The following is a 16,644-nucleotide window of genomic DNA, read 5'->3' on the forward strand; positions in this document are numbered from 1 at the left end:
TACACACAAACGGAGTTGAGAAATCCGAGCGTCGTGAGCGCTCGGCCGGAGGGAACCTCTTGTCCGCAGCCGGGCATTCATCCCTTCGGCTGGATCTTGGGCACAAATTGCGCCTTTCGCGTCCTTCCGGGTGGTGAATAGGGGCGTGCGACAGCAAAACCCCCGGCCCTAGGAGCGTGGACCATCATGAACAACGCGGACAGTGCGTCGCAGAGCGTGCGGACGATGTATGCAGAGCGGTTCGCCACCGATCTCACCGAGAATCGTGCGGAGCAGAAGGAGCTCACCGCGCAGATCGAGCGGCTGCGGGCCCGCCTGCAACAGCTCAGGACGGACGAGACCTGGCTGACCGGAATGCAGGCCGCACTTCCTGGAGAGACGGCGCCCCCGAGGCCGCGCCGCGCGCCGCGCACCAAGGAGAAGCCTGTGCGGGGTGACGCGCCCGCCGGCACACCCGTCCCGGGCCCCCGGCCCGCCGGGCGCGCGAAGGCGAGGCCGTCCCGGGCGAGGACGAGCGGCAGGAAGGCTGCGGGCACGGCGGCCGTTCCGCTGCACCAGCTCATCCGCACCCTGATGCCCCTGGGCGAACCGCGTCTGGTGCGCGAGATCCACGCGGACCTGACCGAGGCTCACCCGGAGCGCGGCACCTCGGTCCAGGTGGTTCGCAACACCCTGGAGACCCTGGTGAAGCGGGGCGTCGTCGGCAAGGGCATCCAGAAGGGCACGGCCATGTACACCGCGACCGAACCGGTGCCGTCCGAGGGCGAGCAGGCCCCGGCGGCCGGCTGAACGACCCGGGGCCGTCTCACGCGTCCGGCCCCCGGGGAAGCGAGCTCCCCGGGGGCCGGACGGTGGTACCACGGCGTCAGGCGGCCGTGATGTTCTCCGCCTGCGGGCCCTTCTGGCCCTGCGTGATGTCGAAGGTCACCGCCTGGCCCTCCTGGAGCTCACGGAAGCCGGAGGCGTTGATGTTCGAGTAGTGAGCGAAGACGTCCGGCCCGCCGCCGTCCTGCTGGATGAAGCCGAAACCCTTTTCGGCGTTGAACCACTTGACGGTTCCGCTGGCCATGCCGGTGCCTCTCAGTCGATATCGGGAGCCGCACCACGCGGTCCCAGTGGCGTCCCGGTCCGCCCCTGCACAGCAAGGCGCCCGCGCCGGAGCACGGGCGGTTTCGGCGAACCACGACTTCCGGCAGTGACGCTACATGGCGAAACCCCTCTCCACCAGAGAGCAACGACTTCGCGTCGCGCCGGATGCCGGGGAAAGCCGCTGATGGGGCCGCACTCACGGGCAACGGACGGTCTGCGGCGACCCGGACGTCCGTGACGACGTCACCGGACCGGAGCACCGGAGGGGCAGCGGGACTCCGGACGGACAGTGCCCGCCGGGATGAGAATGGTGCGGTCGGCAGGGGGGCTGCCGACCGCACCGAGTACCGCCCCGCCTCGGCCCGGGAGACCGAGGTGGGTGACGGAAAGAGCCAGATCAGCGGACCGTGGTGCCCGGTCCGTCCCACTGGGGGACGAAATACGGTCTGCTCGTCAAGCCCTTCCCGCCACCGTTCTGAACGGGCGCGGAATTCCGGCTGCGAACATTGCCAGGAGAGGACAGCAGGAAGACCGCACGTCAGGCGCGGGCCCACCGCCCCGAAGAGCCGCGGTCCGCTGCCTCACGGGCTCCAGCATGGAAGGTAAACAGACTGTTTTCTACGTCCAGTTTTTAGCGCTAAGCCACGTCGCGCCAATTAGGCTCACGCCCGCGCAACCGGGCCCATACGCGGGGGATTTGATCGCATGACCAACACCGACAAGACGGCACTGCGGACACTGCTCAGAGTCCGTCGTGCACTGATCGACCCGACCGGGCACGGTTTTCACCGTTCGTCCCGCCAGGGGCGCCGCGCACCCGGCCTGTCCCAGCATCAGGTCGACCAGTTGCTACACCGCACCCCCGGCACCTACCGGCGGCTGGAGTCCGGCGCCTGGCCCAGGCCGGACACCGGCTTCCTCCGGGACGTGGCGATGCTCTTCGCCCTCAACGAGCAGGAGTGGGTGTCACTGTGCCGGTACGCCGGGATAGGCGATCCCCCGGGCCCGCTCACCGCCCGCTCGGGCAAGGAGGTGCCGGGCGTGTGGCAGGAGGCCATCGACGGGATGACCCATCCCGCGTACGTCACCGACGCCTCCTGGGAGCTCATCGCGCACAACGACGAGTTCGCGCGGCTGTTCCCCGGCGGGGACGTGCCCAGGAACACGATGCGGTGGATGCTCCTCGACGGGCAGGGCCGCGACATGCTCATCGACTGGGACACCGCCTGGGCGCCGCTGGTCGTGCCACAGTTGCGGGCCGCGCTCGCGAGCCGGCCCGACGACGAGGTGCTCCGCCGCCTTGAGAAGGACGTGCTGGCGGATGCGCAGTGTGCGCCGATCTGGGAATCGGGCGGCGCGCACATCCATCCCGACGGCGACGAGCGGCCCATCCGCCACGCCATCGACGGTCCGGGGTGGGTGACGATGTGCGCCGCGCAGCCCATGGCCGCTCCGGGCGCGCGCATGATCGTTCTCGTCTTCCACGCGGGCGCGCGGCGCGCGCACACCCGCGTTCCGGTGCTGCGCGCCCCGTAGGGGCTTCCCTCCGTGGTTCCGCGGTGTTGTGATCAGGGCGGCACGGCCGTTTGTGGCTTAGGTTGTGCCCACCCCCACATCGCCGCCGCACCGTGCCCGCCGGAGGATGTCGTGCCTGCCTACATAGCCCGCCCCACCACCGTGTTCCCCGCCCATAAGGTGACCACCGCCGAGATCGCCGACGACATTCGCGCCCATCACCCGGACCACCCGCGGCTCGCAGCGATCCTCCGCATCGTGGCCAACACCGGGGTGCGCAGCAGGTACTTCACCCGGCCGCTGGTGGCGCCGACCGTGTCGGGGGACGCCGGTGTGACCGCCCGGAGCGGGGCGGCGTTCGCCGACGCGCTGGACATGGCGGAGCAGGCGGCACGGGGCGTGCTGGGGGCGTACGGGCTGGGGCCGGGCGATGTGGACGCGATCATCACGACGCACTCGACCGGCTGGTCCGTCCCCAACATGGACATCCACCTCATCGACCGGCTCGGCCTGCGACCGGACGTCCGCCGGATCGCCCTGACGACGCTGGCGTGCGCGGGCGGCACCCAGGCGCTGATCCGGGCCGTCGACCTGCTGGCCGCGAGACCCGGGGCGACCGTCCTGGTGGTCGCCGCCGAGGTCATCTCCTCCGTGTACAACCATCAGGACGACGCCGTGGAGCACATGATCTACAAGGTGCTGTTCGGGGACAGCGCGGCGGCGACGCTCGTCACCGATGCCCCGCTGGGCCCGGGTTTCCGCGTGGGCTCCCCGGCCGACACCTACGAGCACGCCCTGCCGGACAGTCTCACCCGGTACGCCGGCCGCGTCGATCCGGCCGGGTTCCACTTCGACAGCACGAAGGAGGCGCTGAGCGCGGCCGACGATGTGCTGCCCAGCCTGCTGGACTGGCTCGACCGGCCTGCCGTGGGCTTCGGGGTCATCCACCCCGGCAGCGCGCGCATCATCAGCGACACCGCGGCGGCCCTCGGTCTCGACGCCCACGACACCCGGCACTCCACCGCGACCCTGGCCGACGAGGGCAACCTCGGTGGTGTCTCCGTGCTCCGCATCCTCGAACGCACCCACGCGGAACCGCCGCCGGCCGGTGCCGAGGGGATCACCGTCGCGTACGGGCCGGGGTTCGCCACGGCCGCGCTCCGCGGGACCTGGGCGGCCTGAGAGGCAGGCTCAGGACCGGCCGGCCGCGCGGGGGTCCGTCGGGGCGGGGCAGTGGGCGTTGAGGAGCGCGAGCGCCGCCAGGGTGATGCCGCAGGTGATCCGCCCCTCGGCCAGCCACCCCGGCAGTTCCCCGGGCGTGACCCAGACGGGTTCGGTGACGGATTCCATCGGCTCGGGTGCCGCCTGTCCGGCGGACGCCACGTCCACCTCGCCGACATACACCTGGATCGGAGCGGCGAGGATGCCGGTGTCGGCGTGGATGACGCCGAGGGGCCGCAACGACGCGCAGACGAGCCCCGTCTCCTCGCGCAGTTCGCGGGCGGCGGCCGCCGCGAGTCCTTCCTCGTCCTCGCTCGCACCCCGGGGGAACTCCAGGGAGGCGGCCTGGATCGGGTAGCGGTAGTTCGACACGAAGGCGTATCCGGCCGGGCCGACCGGCACGACGACGGCGCCCTCCTTGCGCGCCTGCCATCGCAGGTACTGCCCGGTGGCCCCGGACGGGGCGACGACGTCGTCGTTGTACAGGGTGCCGAAGCGGCTGCGGAAGACGGGCACTTCGCGCACCCGCCGGATGGGCGCCGCCGCGGCACCGGTCTGCGCGGATCCGGGTCCGGTCACTGTGGTCACTGGGGCCTCCTCGAACATCTCGGGCCCCATGAAGGTGCCTGGAGCGTCCGGGGTGTGACGCCGCGAAGTCTCCGGGGCCGCCCCGGCCGGTACACTGCCCCGCGGGGTGGGCTGTAGCGCAGAGGTCGTCGCGCCTTCACGTCATGTAGGAGCACGCCGGTTCGAATCCGGTCGGTCCGCCCCGTCCTGCCCGGTCATGCACCGGCCGCTGTTTGACGTGCGCCATCGGGACCGGTTTCCTGGCGCGGTGACCGAACTTCGTATCGAGCGGGTGGACGCCGAAGCCTCGCTCCTGGACTGGCAGTCCGTCCACAACGCCATCATTCCGACGGCTCCGCTCTCGTTCGCGGAAGTGACCGAGCGCGCGGGACGCAACCGGTTGTGCGTCGCGTACGCGGCGGACGTCCTGGTGGGATGCTCCACGGTGCGCCCGCCCGGCGCGGACAACCCGGTGGGGACGGTGATCGCCCGCATCCTGCCCGAGCACCGTGGCCGAGGATTCGGCGGGCAGCTGTACGCGCACGGTCTGGAGCTGGCCCGGGGGCTCGGCGCCGAGGTCATCGAGACGTGTGTCCTGGAGTCGAACCCCGAGGGCCTTCGGTTCGCGTTGCGAAACGGTTTCGTGGAGACCGAGCGGTACGTCCTGCCGGGCGACACCGTGCCGTTCATCGACCTCCGGCTCGCCTGACGGCCGTCACGCACGACCCGGGGTCCGCCCTGCCGCTCGGCAGGCCCCGGGTCGCGCGGAACGCGGTCAGGCGGTGTGGAGCGTCAGCCCGTACCGGTTCAGGATCTCGTTGATGGGCTGGTGCCAGGTCTCCCCGCCGGAACTGCAGTTGCCCCAGCCACCGGAGGTGACACCCTGCGCCTGGTCACCGCTGATGAAGGAGCCGCCGGAGTCACCGCCCTCCGCGCAGACGCTCGTCTTGGTCATCTGGTAGACCGCGCCCTGGGCGTAGTTGACCGTGTCGTTGGTCGCCAGGACATTGCCGCAGTGCCAGTGCGAGGTGGAGCCGGAGCGGCAGATCGAGGCGCCGATGGGGGCGACGTTGGAGCCCCGGACCAGCTGGTCCGAGACGGTGCCCCAGCCGAGGACGACGGGGACCGTCCACCAACCGTTGCCCACGCTGACCCACGCGTAGTCGTCGCCCGGGAACGACGAGCCCTGGAAGTTGCCGATGAAGGAGCCGTCCCAGCCGCTCACCCCGGCACCGGCCCGGCCGCAGTGGCCGGCCGTGACGAAGCCGCCGTAGACGGAGAAGCCGATGGAGCAGCGTACGTTCCCCGTGTAGTACGGGTCACCGCCCACGGTCCCGGCCGAGAGGATCCGGGGCGCTTCGGCGGTCTGCTCGACGGTGACGGGACCGGCCGCCCGGGCCTTCCGTACGAACGCCTGGACATCGTTGTCAGAACGCTGCGAGGCGACGACGTCCACGACGACCGAGTTGGTGCGCGGGTCCACGTGCCAACTGCTGACGCCCTGCGGTGCGTTCAGCTTGTCCAGCTTCGCCTTGACCGAGTCGAGGCGCTTCTCGGTGTGGGTCACCATGCGGACCGCGGCACCCGTGGCCCGTACGGCGTCGGCCTGCCCGGCGTCGGTGACGGCGACGGTCAGGCCGCCGGTCGCCGGGTCGAACCAGGAGCCGCCGTACGCCGCTCCGGCGGCGTGGCGGGCCTTCGGCTGGAGTGCGGTGGCGGTCTTCTCCTGGGAGAGCCGCACCCTGGCCTGGCTCGCCGTCAGGCCGAGGTCCCGCTGCATGGCGGTGAGCAGGCCGTCGGAGGCGGGCGCGGGGGCGGCGGTGGACGTGTCCGCGGCGGTGGCCGAGGGGAAGCCCGCGCCCGCCCAGGCTCCGAGGAGGAGTACGGCGGAGAGTGCGGTCCTCAAGGCTGTGGAGCGTCTCAAGGTCTTGGCCCTTCTGTTGTTCCGGCTGGGTGGGGGAGGAACAGCAGGCGTCCGAGGCGTCCTCCGTGAGAGCGCTCTCAGAGTGTGCCGTTCCGGACTGTAGCGGAGAAGTCGTTAGCAGGTCCATGCCAATGACAGAGGTGGCCGTGCGGATCGCCCGCTGAGTAGCCGTACTCATCCCCCACGCACGCCCCCGTCCTACCGTCACATCAGATGAAGGAGCAGGTCCGGTCGTTGGGCAGGCCGGAACGCGAGCAGGGGGCGGGCAAGGATGGGCGGATCGCCGAGACGGCGCAGGACGGCGGCCGGGGTGGCCGGGGCACTGGTGCTCGGGCTCACCGCCGCTCTCACGGGGTGCGGGATGGTGACCACCACCAAGGAGGACCGTGCGTACGCCGAGAAGCTGGCCGCCAAGTACCACCCGGGCGTCCTCCGCCTCATCGGGGCGCACACCCTGATCCCGCACTCCAGCGGTTCGGAGATCACCTTCGCGATGACCGACGACCCCGACGCCGTGGTCCGGATGCGGGTGGACGCCGGCGCGGGCACCTGCAACACGCACGGCTGCCGGGGCGTGATGGACGAGGCGGTGGAGCGCGGACGGCGCGACGCGGCGGCGCTGCGGGTGCTCCTCGGCGCGTTCCGGCACTGCGGCCACACGGTGATCGCCGTCGACCCGCAGACCGGGGCGCCGTGGATCGCCGCGTCCCCCACCAACGCGACGGTCACCGGCCTGCTCAAGGACATCGGCGCATGCGCGCGGCAGTGGAAGGACGGGACCGAGGTGAAGGGCGCGTCGGTCAATCTGGTCTCCCCGGCCGTCGCCGAGAACCGGCCCATCGGCAAGAAGTCGCAACCGACGGCCATGCGTCTGAGCGCCACCCCGCTGCTCGCGGCCCTCGGCTCGCACGCGTACTACAGCGTCGGCTACGGGGCGAAGGACGGGCGGGTCGACCCGGCGTCGGGCAGCGCCCGCATCGTCCGCCCGTTCGCCGAACGGCAGAAGTTCGCCGCCGAGGTCCACAGTGCGGTCCGAGACCGGCTCCGGGCGGCCCACCCCCGCGTACAGGTCAGCGACTACGAGTGGATCTGGCGCCTGGAGCCCGGCTCCGTCGACCGGCTGACGGGATACGTCCTCTACTGCGAGGAGCCCGACGGGGAGAAGTCGTGTCTGGGCGACCGGGCCGTGCTGGCCACCGCCGACCTCCACGGCCGCCTGCTGGGCGAGGTGCGGGAGATCGGCAAGGTCCGCGAGGGCCGGGGGCCGCTGGAGCTGCCCCCGATGTGAAACAGCGTGTCAGGAGCGGGCGGGACGGTAGGTGTACGTGTCCCACAGCGCCCGGACCGCTTCGCTGTCCCTCCAGTGCCCGGAGACCGCCCCACGCCCCGGTGTGCCCCACACTCTGACGTGGCCGGCGCCCGGCTCCCAGCCGGGGTCGCCGGTGGCCGCGAACCCGGCCCAGGCCGAGGTCATCCGGTCCGCGAGGGCCCGGTCCTCGGCCGTGGGCGCGGCGCCGCCGATGAGGAACCGGGTGCGCTCGTCGTCCACGTTGCCGAAGGCGAAGGGCACGTCGGCGCAGTGCCAGGCGCGCACTCCCCCGTCCCCGCGGTCGAAGCGGGAGAGGAAGGCGCGGCCGCCCGCCGCCGTGTGGGCGTCGGCGAGCCGGCTGCTGTACTCGCCGAACATCAGGTCCCCGTACACGGCGAGGTGAAGGTCGTGCGGTTCGGCTCCGGGCATGAGTGCGCGGTACCCGTCGATGAGCCCGGACGGCAGGCCGAAGTCGGCGGCGAAGCGCCGAAGCCGTTCGTCCGTGGGGACCTCGCAGGCGCTGCCGACGGCGTCCATCAGCCAGTACTCCTCGGTCGTGTGGCAGACGAGCAGGTCGACGTCCCGGCCGGCCCCGGCGGCGACGAGGGCGAGCGGGTCGTCGCGCAGGATCTTCCCGTCGGCGACCGGCCCGTAGATGACCGGGTCCCAGTGCAGCGCCCCGGAGCCGGGGTCCTCGCGGTAGTCCCCGACGACCCGGTCCGAAGCCTTCAGCAGGTCCTGCGGCGCGACCGCGGTCAGCGGTCTCCCCGCGACGGCGGCGACGCGCTCCGTGATCTGCTCGGCCAGCTCCGGGGCGAAGACGGGGCCGACCGCGCTGTGCGCGATCACCCGCCGGAAGAGCCCGCGCGCGCGGTCCGCCACCATCAGGCAGACCGCGGACGTCGCTCCGGCCGACTGTCCGGCCAGGGTCACGTTGTCCGGGTCTCCCCCGAACGCGGCGATGTTGTCGCGGACCCATTCGAGGGCGGCGATCTGGTCGAGCAGACCCCGGTTGGGCGGGCAGGCGTCGTCCGCGACATGGCCGAAGCCCTCGAAGCCGACGCGGTAGTTCAGGGTGACGACGACGAGACCGGTGCGGGCCAGCGCCGTACCGTCGAAGTCCGGCTGGGCGCTCGATCCGAAGGTGTAGGCGCCGCCGTGGATCCAGACCAGCACCGGCAGCGGGCCCGCCGCGGTCGCGGGGGTCCAGACGTTGAGGCTCAGGACATCCTCGTCGCCGGGCGACCAGGTGGGGGCGCCCGGCAGTTCGGCGGACTGGGGCGGGACGGGGCCGAACTCCGCGCAGTCGCGGACCCCGGGCCACGGGGTGCGCGGCCGCGGGGCCCGGAGGCGGTTCTCGCCGAACGGCGGCTCCGCGTAAGGGATTCCGAGGACGGCAACGACGTCCCCGCGCGGTGCGCGTCCGCGTACCCGACCGCTTGCCGTCCCGTACACACCACTGTTCGTCAACCCGCCCCAGCCGCCCTTCGGTCACCGCTCCCCGGCCGGGAGCGGTGATCAGGATGGCTCACTTCCGGCGGCGGCGCGACGGAGATTCGGCGAAGGTGATCAGGGCGCCGGTCAGCCGGCCTGTCCGATGGCACTGCGGAGCATGGCCACGGTGGTCGCCGCGGCGGCCCGCTCCGCCTCATCCTGCGTGGCGCGCACGCGTTCCTCCAGCAGCACCACCGCCGCCTGGAGTACGCCGACGCGCACCGGAACGGACCGCATGGCGGTCAGTACGGCCGCCGCCTGCTCGGCCGGTGTGGCGGGCGTGGCCTGCGGGATGAGGGTGGTGATGCCGCGCCCGAGCGCACGGTCACGAGGCGGCTGGGCCGCGGGTGTGGTCACCGGGGAATTCTGCCGCACCCGGTGCCCCGAATGGGTCAGCGACCTGGCCGTGCCGGTGTGTTCTCGCGCGCCCCGTCGTGGACCCGGAGCAACAGGGCGGTCAGCTGGGCCCGTTCGCGGGACGTCAGGGGCGCGAGCACATCGTCCTGGACGGCCAGCGCCTCGGCCTTGAGGGTTTCCAGCAGGGCACGGCCGGCCGGTGTGACGGTCACCGTGACGCGCCGCCGGTCGGCGGTGTCCCGGGCCCGGTCCACCAGTCCGGACGCGCCGAGCCAGTCCACGATCTTCACGACGTCGCTGCGGTCGATCGAGAGGCGTGCGGCGAGTTCGCGCTGCACATGGGGGCCGAAGTCGGCCAGCGCGGCGAGGACCGCCATGTGCCAGAGCCTCAGACCGCGCTCGGCCAGCCGGTCCGCGAGCCGTCCGCGAGCCGCTTTGCCGGTCTTGGACATGAGGTAGGTCGTGAGGCCCAGAAGACTGGGAGGTGTTTCGTTCATCAGGTATATCGTAGGGCCAACCCAATGATGGGTGTGCACCTACTGAAGGAGTCTCCGTGGACGCACTGCATCCCCGCCTGCTGGTCGACCGCTTCGCCGACTGCTTCCGCTTCTACGACGCCGTGCTGCCGGAGTTGATCGGAGCCGTACGCGCCAGTGGCAAGGCCTCGGGCGCGTACGCCCATTGGGACGTCGAGGGCCAGGGCGTGCTGGTGCTGTTCGACCGGAGCGCGATGGCGGAGGTCGCCGGTACGAAGCACCTGCCGGCGGACCCGGCCCCGGCCCAGGACCGCTCGATGTTCGTCCTGCGCGTGGCGGACGTCGACGCGGGGCTGGCCCTCTGCCTCGGCCACGGCGCCGAGATGACCGCGCCCGCGTGCGACCGCCCGGAGTGGGGGCCGGGGCTGCGCACCGCTCATGTCCGTGACCCCGAGGGGCATCTCGTGGAGCTTCAGTCCTACTGACCGGTGACCGCGGACGTCACTTCCGGGCCCAGGCCCGCATGGCGGAGCGAGAGGAGAAGTGGGCCACGTCCTTGTCGAGCGGCCGGTCGGTGTACTGGTGGATGCGCCAGGACGCCTTGATGCGCGGATGGCCCGCCTTCACGTAGTCGGCGATCCAGAGCCCGTCCCCGGCGTACGACGTGGTGTCGTGGTTCAGCCAGAAGTAACGGTTGCAGTAGAGCAGGACCCGGTGGTGCGGCCGCAGGCGCTTGACCTCGCGGATGAAGCGGTCCTTCTCTGCGTTGCTCGGCCGGGTGCCCTCGCCGTTCTGTTCCCAGTCGACGGCGAGCAGGTCACCGGCCTTCTCGGGCGCCTTGCTCAGGAAGTACTCGGCCTGCGCCGTGATGTTTCCCGGCCACAGGAAGTGGTAGAAGCCGACGACGCATTCGGCGTCGCGGGCCCGTTTCGTCTGGTCGGTCAGGCGTGGATTGACGTACGAACGGCCCTCGGTGGCCTTGATGAAGACGAAGTCCAGTCCCTCCGTGTCGAACGAGGACTGATGGGCGCTGACATCGACACCGTGCAGCATGGTCGCCACCTTTACAATCGGGGTGCTCTGTTCCGCTTACTTTCCCTGATCCCCCGCTTCCCACCCTCACTTGAAGCACTAATGCGCGTGTGTGCCGGGGCGCACGCTCCGGCACACACGCGCGGGCGGGCACGCGCCCGCTGTCCGTCAGGCGTCGAAGCCGGTGGAGCGGCTGACCTTCTCCCAGGCCAGCGTTTCGGCGCGGGATGCGTCGAGCGCTCCGAGCACGGCGTCGGTCGCGTCGTCGCCGAGCGGCAGCCGCAGCGGGGTTTCCTCGGCGGCCAGTGCGGTCAGGATGGCCGCTGCGGCCTTGGCGGGGTCGCCCTCCTGCTTGCCGTCCGAATCGGGCAGGCCGCTGCGGACCGGGCCGACGGAGTCCGCGTAGGCGTCCAGGGGCGCCGACTGGCGCAGGGCGCCGCCGCCGGCGAACCCGGTGCGGAAGGAGCCGGGTTCCACGATCAGGACCTTGATGCCGTGCGGGGCCACCTCGGCGGCCAGCGCCTCGGACAGGCCCTCCAGGGCGAACTTCGTCGCGGAGTAGCCGCCGACGCCGGGGAAGGTGAACCGGCCGCCCATGCTGCTCATCTGGACCACGGCACCCGAACCATTGCGGCGCATATGCGGCAGGACGGCCCGGACCAGGGCCGCGGGGCCGAAGAAGTGGAGGTCCATGAGGTCGCGCAGCTCGCGGTCACTGGTCTCCTCGACCGCCCCGACGAGCCCCATGCCCGCGTTGTTCACGAGGACGTCGATCCGCCCGTACCAGAGCACGGTGTCCGCGACGACGTCGGCGATGCGGGCGGTGTCGGTGACGTCGAGCTGGACGGCGACCGCGCGGTCGGGGTGCGCGGCAACGAGGGCGTCGAGCGCCTCGGGCCTGCGTGCCGTGGTGACGACCGTGTCCCCGGCGGCGAGGGCGGCCTCGGCGATGGACCGGCCGAAGCCGGAGGAGGCGCCGGTGATCAGCCAGACACGGCCGGGGGCGTTGTCGCGGGCGGGGGTCGCGGATGCGGTGTTCATTTCCAACTCCGTTTACTCGTCGGCGCGTTGCGGTGATCCAGTTATGTCATCCGCACCGAGCAACGGTCCAAGACATGGATTCTCCGGAGCGATAAAGACGACTTATGATCGCGCCATGGAACTGCGCCAGCTCCACTACCTCACGGTGATGGCCGAGGAGGAGAACCTGGGCCGGGCCGCCCGCAGGCTCTTCGTCAGCCAGCCGGCCCTCTCCTACGCGCTCAAGAGTCTGGAGGCGGAGCTCGGCGTGAAGCTCTTCGACCGCCACGCGGGCGGGATATCGGCCACCCCTGCAGGGCGCGATGTGATCGCCGAGGCGCTGCTCACCGTACGCCAGGCCGGGCGTGTGACGGCGGCGGCCGAGCGGCACGCCCGGGGCGAGACCGGGGTGCTGCGGGTGGGGTTCGAGGCGAGCGGGGCGGGCGAACTGACCACCAGGGCGCGGGCGGAGTTCGCCCGCCTCCATCCCGGGGTACGGGTGGCGCCCAAGCGCTACGACTGGGGGCAGGAGGCCGACGCGCTGCGGGACGGCCTCGCGGACATCGCGTTCGTCTGGCTGCCCAACGACCTGACGGGGCTGGCGTACGAGCCGGTGCACACCGAGTCCCGCGTGGTCGGTCTGCCCACCGGACACCCGCTGGCGGCCCGTTCCGGCATCTCCGTCCTGGAGGTCAAGGACGAGCCCTTGCTGTGGACGCGGCGGGCGCCCCGGCAATGGGTGGACTGGTGGGCCGTGAACCCGCGCCCCGACGGGTCGGCCCCGGTCTGGGGGCCGACCAACGACAACGTCGAGGAGATGCTGGAGCAGGTGGCGCAGGGGTCCGCGATCTGCTTCGCACCCGAGAGCATGGCCCGCTACTACGCGCGCCCCGACCTGTCCTGGGTGCCGCTCACCGATGTCGAGCCGCTGCGCGTGGTCCTGGCCTGGGCGGACGGCGCGGACACGCCGCTGGTACGGGGCTTCGCCCGTGTGGTGCGGGAGCTCGCCTCGGAGGCGTAACCGCTCAGTCCGCGTCGGGGGCGGCCGGCAGGCTGTCCATGAAGGAGCTGACGGAGAACACCGCGTTCCCCGCTCCGGGCGGGCCGTAACCGGGAGGCGAGCTGAGCCCGAACTCCTCCATCGTGGCGCGGTAGGACTCCAGGAGCCGGATGTGGTACTCCAGCGGCGCCCCGTCCGGGTTGGTCTTGCCGAGCGGGGTCGTCGGCTCCGGGCACCAGGTGGTGAAGCGCGGGGTGATGCCGTGCGACATGAAGAAGCGCAGGCCCTCGGTGGTCGAATCGATGGCTTCCTTCACCGTGGTGAAACCGAACGGCTCGGCCATCTCCACACCGGCCACGAAGTTCGGGATGACGTTGCGGGCGCCGAAGACGTCGGCGGAGTCGAGGATGCGGCGGTGCCACTCGTCACGGCCGACGTAGCGCTCCTTGCCGGGGCAGTACAGCTCGAAGAGGCGGCGGTCCCACACCTCGTAGTTGGGGTGGTAGATCTGCACCCCGTAGTCGTGGAACCGCTGGACGTCCGCCTTGGGCAGGGCCTGGGCGACGACCTTCCCGATCCAGCGGCCCGGGAAACGCTCCTCGATGGCCTTGGCGTACTGGCCGTAGAAGTCCGCCTCGTCCCGGCCGCCGATGTGCGAGGTGATGGCGCCGCCGGTGAGGGTGTACGCGGTGGAGGTCTTCGCCGTGTCGTACCGGTCGATGATCTCCAGGGCCTCCAGCACCTCCTCCACGGGCTTCACGCCGGTGTACGGGCGCCCCGCCGCCTTGTGCTGGCGCCAGTTGTGGTTGATGTCGCAGTACTGGCACTCCTCCTTCGCGCCGAAGTACTGGCAGACGCGGAAGACGGTGAGGTAGACGAGGTAGCCCCACTGGATGGTCGGGGCGACCTCCATCACGGACTTCCCGTTGGCGAGGGTGTGCCGGTAGTAGTCGGGCATCGGGGGCAGGCCGACGTCGGAGATGCGCCTGCCGTCGAGGTAGAGCCCGAGCATCCCGTCGGCGTCCGCTGCGACGCGGTACGGGGACGCGGGGTTGACGCGCACGGAGACGACGGTGCGCCGCAGCTCGTACGGGCCGCCGGTGAGCACGATCTCCTCGGGCGGGCGGCGCAGGGCGGCCGCACCCAGTTCGGGCAGGGTGCCGTGGTCGAAGGAGAAGATGAAGTACGACTTCGGTTTGACGTCACCGCCCTCGTTGTCGCTCAGCGCGGACTCGTCGAAGGCGACGCCGCCGCGCAGCAGGTCCTCCTTGATGACGGCCTCGCGCGGCACGTGCGGAAACTGCTCCATCAGCCGTTCGACGAGCCGGGTGCGGTCTGCGGTGCCGGGCTCGGTGCGGCTGGTATCGGTTCGGCCTTGCATGTGCGCACTCCTCGGTCGGTCGTCGGCGTGTTCCGGATGCGACGTCTGTGCAACGAACCACGGCCGCGGGGCGTTCTCCTCCCCGCTGCCGGATGCGTCACTCCCCCCTTCCGGATCCTATGTGACCGGTCAGTAAGGTGTGAGGGGCGGGAGCCCGTCGGCCGTGCGGCCGGTCCGACGCCCGCTGGTCACCGCAGCCGGCCGCGGAACGGAGTGCTCCATGCCCCGCACCATGTCCGTGTCGGACAGCGTCGTCGTGCACACCGGTCCGCTGGAGGTCTACGCCCGGCTGAGCGACCCCACCGCGATGGGCCGCTGGAGCCCGGAGAACCTGGGGGCGCGGGTGCTGGGGGAACGCCGCGAGGCCTACGTCGGCATGGTCTTCGACGGGCGGAACAAGCGCGGGCCGGTGAGCTGGACGACCCGGTGCACGGTGACGGCGGCCGATCCGGGGCTGCGTTTCGCGTTCCGGGTCCACGCGATCGGTGCGCGGCGGCCGTTGCTGCGGGGGCCGATCGCGACGTGGGAGTACCGCTTCGAGGCGGTGGAGGGCGGTACCCGGGTCACGGAGACCTGGACGGACGACCGCCGCGCCTGGCCGGACTTCGTGGCCAACGCCTTCGACCGGGTGGCGACCCGGGGGCACACCTTCGCCGTGTTCCAGCGCCGGAACATCCGCACCACGCTCGATCGCCTCAAGGCGGCTCTGGAGTCCCCGGGCGCCTGAGCTCACGCCGCCCAGTGAGCGGGCCGGCTCAGCGACGGCGGGAGGCGGGTGGCGGCGGTCCCCCGGGCGGCGTTCACCTGCGCCTGCGTCAGGAACAACGCCCCGGTCAGATCGGCGCCCGACAGATCCGCGTCCCGGAAGTCCGCGCCGATGAGGTCCGCGAGGCGCAGGTCGGCGCCGCCGAGGTCCGCCGCGATGAGGTAGGCGCCGCGCAGATCGGCGCCCCTTAGATCCGCCTTCCTGAGCCGGGCGCGCATGAGGTCGCCGCCCCGGTGGCTGCGCTTTCTGCGGCCGGGGGCCGTGGCGCGTACGAGTTCGCTCACGCGTCCGAGGAGCACGGCGACCTCGCCCCGGTGGGCGGCCACGTCGAGCTCGGCCAGGGCGGCGGCGTCGAGGCGGGTCAGGGCTTCGGTCGCTTCGAGGGTGCGCCGGATCTCGCCGCGCAGGGGCCGGGCGGGGGCGAGGTCGGCCGCCTCGGTCAGGTACCAGAGCAGTTCGTGGAGTTGCCGGACCACCGGGAAGACCTCGAACATCTGCTGCGCGGTCTCCGGTGCCCCGCGCCAGTCCCGGCCGCCGAAGATCTCCACCGACACCTTCTGACCGGCCCCGAAGCAGTCGTAGACGGTGCAGCCGGGAAACCCCTCGGTGCGCAGCCGCGCGTGGATACCGCAGCGGAAGTCGTCCCGGAGGTTCCGGCAGGGTGTGCCCGCCGCCTTGTTGACGGCGAAGTCGGCGGAGCGCGTGAGCGTCAGCGCGACGCAGCACAGGGCGAAGCAACTGCCGCAGTCGGCGCGCAGAGCGGCACGGCCGTCTCCGTCCTGGCGGTCGGTGCCGGAGGGTCGGTCGGTGTCGGGCACGGTGGGTGAATCCTTTGGGCGCGGTGTCCGGGAGCAGCACCGAAGCCTATCGGCTCCGTGTCCGGTCGGCCGTTGTCGGTGGGGCGGCGCACACTGGCAGCAGTGCGTACGGGGACGGGACGGAGGGGGTCGAGGATGCGCGGCGAGGAGGAAAGCGGGTTCGAACCGGCGACCGGGGACGGCCCGCCTGTCTCCGGGGACGCGGCGGGGCGTGCCACTTCGGTGCGGTCGGCGCTGGCCGGGCTGGTGCAGATCAGGCGGCTGGCGAACAGCGGCCGGGCCGATCCGGAGTCGGTGCCCGCCCCGTGGGAACTGCACCTCCCGGTACGCGCCGTGGCCCTGGCCCTGGAGGCCGCGGGGCTGCCCGCCTCGGCCGTCGGCCCGTCAGGGAAGCGTACGGGGAAGGGTTACCGCGTGACGGCGGGAGCGTCGCCGGGGACGGTGCGGGTGGAGTGGCTCGGTCCGGCCGGGAGCGGGGCGGCGTACGAGGAGGAGAGCGAGCTGCCCCGGTGCGCGGGGGCGCTGCGGGAGTTGGGCTGGACCGCGCTGTTGTACCGGGGGCCGCGTGGTCGCCGGTTCCTGGAGGTCGAGCCGTCGGCGGGTCGGCCGGACGGCCGATAGTCGTCGTGCCGTGCCACTCGCCGGCCGTCGTTGTCAGACCCATGGGGGATGCTG

General features: G+C 71.9%; 19 protein-coding genes and 1 tRNA gene. 10 read left to right on the top strand and 10 right to left on the bottom strand.

The features are described from left to right. Positions 1–186 precede the first annotated feature (186 nt). A complete protein-coding gene (locus ACZ6C6_RS14155) occupies positions 187–789 on the top strand; it encodes a hypothetical protein (RefSeq protein WP_469202454.1) in 603 nt (200 codons plus the stop codon). A gap of 76 nt (positions 790–865) precedes the next feature. Here the strand turns inward: ACZ6C6_RS14155 and ACZ6C6_RS14160 are convergent, their stop codons facing one another. Beyond that, positions 866–1,069 (bottom strand): cold-shock protein, encoded by a 204-nt coding sequence (locus tag ACZ6C6_RS14160; protein WP_018104984.1) that lies wholly within the window; start codon positions 1,067–1,069, stop codon positions 866–868. 725 nt (positions 1,070–1,794) lie between these two features. Between ACZ6C6_RS14160 and ACZ6C6_RS14165 the strand changes: the two genes are divergently transcribed. After that, positions 1,795–2,625 carry a helix-turn-helix transcriptional regulator gene (locus tag ACZ6C6_RS14165; protein WP_469202456.1) on the top strand — a complete coding sequence of 277 codons (831 nt, stop codon included), beginning with the start codon at positions 1,795–1,797 and terminating at the stop codon, positions 2,623–2,625. Positions 2,626–2,736: 111 nt separating this feature from the next. Then, the gene (locus ACZ6C6_RS14170) at positions 2,737–3,786 is read left to right on the top strand and encodes a PhlD (protein WP_469202458.1); all 1,050 of its coding nucleotides are present in this window, start codon (positions 2,737–2,739) and stop codon (positions 3,784–3,786) included. A gap of 9 nt (positions 3,787–3,795) precedes the next feature. On the opposite strand, the gene ACZ6C6_RS14175 is transcribed toward ACZ6C6_RS14170, so the two are convergent. After that, positions 3,796–4,413, bottom strand: a complete 618-nt coding sequence (locus tag ACZ6C6_RS14175; protein ID WP_469202460.1) for an NUDIX domain-containing protein — start codon at positions 4,411–4,413, stop codon at positions 3,796–3,798. A 107-nt stretch (positions 4,414–4,520) separates the two neighbouring features. Here ACZ6C6_RS14175 and ACZ6C6_RS14180 point away from each other — a divergent pair. Together ACZ6C6_RS14180 and ACZ6C6_RS14185 are read left to right on the top strand one after the other, a co-directional pair. After that, a tRNA-Asp gene (locus ACZ6C6_RS14180) sits at positions 4,521–4,593 on the top strand. Between the two features lie 67 nt (positions 4,594–4,660). Further along, positions 4,661–5,101, top strand: coding sequence for a GNAT family N-acetyltransferase (locus tag ACZ6C6_RS14185; RefSeq protein ID WP_469202462.1), 441 nt, complete (start codon positions 4,661–4,663; stop codon positions 5,099–5,101). Positions 5,102–5,167: 66 nt separating this feature from the next. Here the strand turns inward: ACZ6C6_RS14185 and ACZ6C6_RS14190 are convergent, their stop codons facing one another. After that, on the bottom strand, positions 5,168–6,316 hold the full coding sequence (locus ACZ6C6_RS14190) for a S1 family peptidase (RefSeq protein ID WP_469202464.1): 1,149 nt from the start codon (positions 6,314–6,316) through the stop codon (positions 5,168–5,170). A 310-nt stretch (positions 6,317–6,626) separates the two neighbouring features. On the opposite strand from ACZ6C6_RS14190, the gene ACZ6C6_RS14195 reads away from it, so the two are divergent. Next, complete coding sequence (locus ACZ6C6_RS14195) at positions 6,627–7,604, top strand: SCO7460 family lipoprotein (protein WP_469202466.1); 978 nt, start codon at positions 6,627–6,629, stop codon at positions 7,602–7,604. 9 nt (positions 7,605–7,613) lie between these two features. Here the strand turns inward: ACZ6C6_RS14195 and ACZ6C6_RS14200 are convergent, their stop codons facing one another. From ACZ6C6_RS14200 to ACZ6C6_RS14210, 3 genes are all read right to left on the bottom strand, one after another. Then, positions 7,614–9,080: a carboxylesterase/lipase family protein gene (locus tag ACZ6C6_RS14200; protein ID WP_469202468.1), complete on the bottom strand. Its 1,467-nt coding sequence runs from the start codon at positions 9,078–9,080 to the stop codon at positions 7,614–7,616. Between the two features lie 126 nt (positions 9,081–9,206). Next, the gene (locus ACZ6C6_RS14205; RefSeq protein ID WP_469202470.1) at positions 9,207–9,476 is read right to left on the bottom strand and encodes a hypothetical protein; all 270 of its coding nucleotides are present in this window, start codon (positions 9,474–9,476) and stop codon (positions 9,207–9,209) included. Between the two features lie 35 nt (positions 9,477–9,511). Beyond that, positions 9,512–9,973 (bottom strand): MarR family winged helix-turn-helix transcriptional regulator, encoded by a 462-nt coding sequence (locus ACZ6C6_RS14210; protein WP_469202472.1) that lies wholly within the window; start codon positions 9,971–9,973, stop codon positions 9,512–9,514. A 56-nt stretch (positions 9,974–10,029) separates the two neighbouring features. Here ACZ6C6_RS14210 and ACZ6C6_RS14215 point away from each other — a divergent pair, with 56 nt between their 5' ends. Beyond that, complete coding sequence (locus tag ACZ6C6_RS14215) at positions 10,030–10,437, top strand: VOC family protein (RefSeq protein ID WP_469202474.1); 408 nt, start codon at positions 10,030–10,032, stop codon at positions 10,435–10,437. 16 nt (positions 10,438–10,453) lie between these two features. Here ACZ6C6_RS14215 and ACZ6C6_RS14220 read toward each other — a convergent pair whose 3' ends face one another. Beyond that, positions 10,454–11,005: a glycoside hydrolase family 25 protein gene (locus ACZ6C6_RS14220; RefSeq protein WP_469202476.1), complete on the bottom strand. Its 552-nt coding sequence runs from the start codon at positions 11,003–11,005 to the stop codon at positions 10,454–10,456. 147 nt (positions 11,006–11,152) lie between these two features. Continuing rightward, on the bottom strand, positions 11,153–12,025 hold the full coding sequence (locus ACZ6C6_RS14225; RefSeq protein ID WP_469202478.1) for an oxidoreductase: 873 nt from the start codon (positions 12,023–12,025) through the stop codon (positions 11,153–11,155). Positions 12,026–12,140: 115 nt separating this feature from the next. On the opposite strand from ACZ6C6_RS14225, the gene ACZ6C6_RS14230 reads away from it, so the two are divergent. Further along, positions 12,141–13,025, top strand: a complete 885-nt coding sequence (locus ACZ6C6_RS14230; protein ID WP_469202480.1) for a LysR family transcriptional regulator — start codon at positions 12,141–12,143, stop codon at positions 13,023–13,025. 4 nt (positions 13,026–13,029) lie between these two features. On the opposite strand, the gene ACZ6C6_RS14235 is transcribed toward ACZ6C6_RS14230, so the two are convergent. After that, on the bottom strand, positions 13,030–14,385 hold the full coding sequence (locus tag ACZ6C6_RS14235; protein WP_469202482.1) for a radical SAM protein: 1,356 nt from the start codon (positions 14,383–14,385) through the stop codon (positions 13,030–13,032). Positions 14,386–14,605: 220 nt separating this feature from the next. Here ACZ6C6_RS14235 and ACZ6C6_RS14240 point away from each other — a divergent pair, with 220 nt between their 5' ends. Beyond that, positions 14,606–15,112 carry an SRPBCC family protein gene (locus ACZ6C6_RS14240; RefSeq protein WP_469202484.1) on the top strand — a complete coding sequence of 169 codons (507 nt, stop codon included), beginning with the start codon at positions 14,606–14,608 and terminating at the stop codon, positions 15,110–15,112. 2 nt (positions 15,113–15,114) lie between these two features. On the opposite strand, the gene ACZ6C6_RS14245 is transcribed toward ACZ6C6_RS14240, so the two are convergent. Next, entirely contained in the window at positions 15,115–15,969 is an 855-nt protein-coding gene (locus tag ACZ6C6_RS14245; protein WP_469202486.1) for a pentapeptide repeat-containing protein, read from the bottom strand. Positions 15,970–16,104: 135 nt separating this feature from the next. On the opposite strand from ACZ6C6_RS14245, the gene ACZ6C6_RS14250 reads away from it, so the two are divergent. Further along, on the top strand, positions 16,105–16,590 hold the full coding sequence (locus tag ACZ6C6_RS14250) for a hypothetical protein (RefSeq protein WP_469202488.1): 486 nt from the start codon (positions 16,105–16,107) through the stop codon (positions 16,588–16,590). The last annotated feature ends 54 nt before the right edge of the window (positions 16,591–16,644 follow it).

This window comes from Streptomyces sp. NPDC041814 (genome assembly GCF_055590565.1).

Coding starts and splice junctions, on each gene's coding strand:
- ACZ6C6_RS14250 (WP_469202488.1), top strand. CDS start 16,105: ATGCGCGGCGAGGAGGAAAGCGGGTTCGAACCGGCGACCGGGGACGGC.
- ACZ6C6_RS14220 (WP_469202476.1), bottom strand. CDS start 11,005: ATGCTGCACGGTGTCGATGTCAGCGCCCATCAGTCCTCGTTCGACACG.
- ACZ6C6_RS14155 (WP_469202454.1), top strand. CDS start 187: ATGAACAACGCGGACAGTGCGTCGCAGAGCGTGCGGACGATGTATGCA.
- ACZ6C6_RS14210 (WP_469202472.1), bottom strand. CDS start 9,973: ATGAACGAAACACCTCCCAGTCTTCTGGGCCTCACGACCTACCTCATG.
- ACZ6C6_RS14160 (WP_018104984.1), bottom strand. CDS start 1,069: ATGGCCAGCGGAACCGTCAAGTGGTTCAACGCCGAAAAGGGTTTCGGC.
- ACZ6C6_RS14240 (WP_469202484.1), top strand. CDS start 14,606: ATGCCCCGCACCATGTCCGTGTCGGACAGCGTCGTCGTGCACACCGGT.
- ACZ6C6_RS14230 (WP_469202480.1), top strand. CDS start 12,141: ATGGAACTGCGCCAGCTCCACTACCTCACGGTGATGGCCGAGGAGGAG.
- ACZ6C6_RS14235 (WP_469202482.1), bottom strand. CDS start 14,385: ATGCAAGGCCGAACCGATACCAGCCGCACCGAGCCCGGCACCGCAGAC.
- ACZ6C6_RS14225 (WP_469202478.1), bottom strand. CDS start 12,025: ATGAACACCGCATCCGCGACCCCCGCCCGCGACAACGCCCCCGGCCGT.
- ACZ6C6_RS14165 (WP_469202456.1), top strand. CDS start 1,795: ATGACCAACACCGACAAGACGGCACTGCGGACACTGCTCAGAGTCCGT.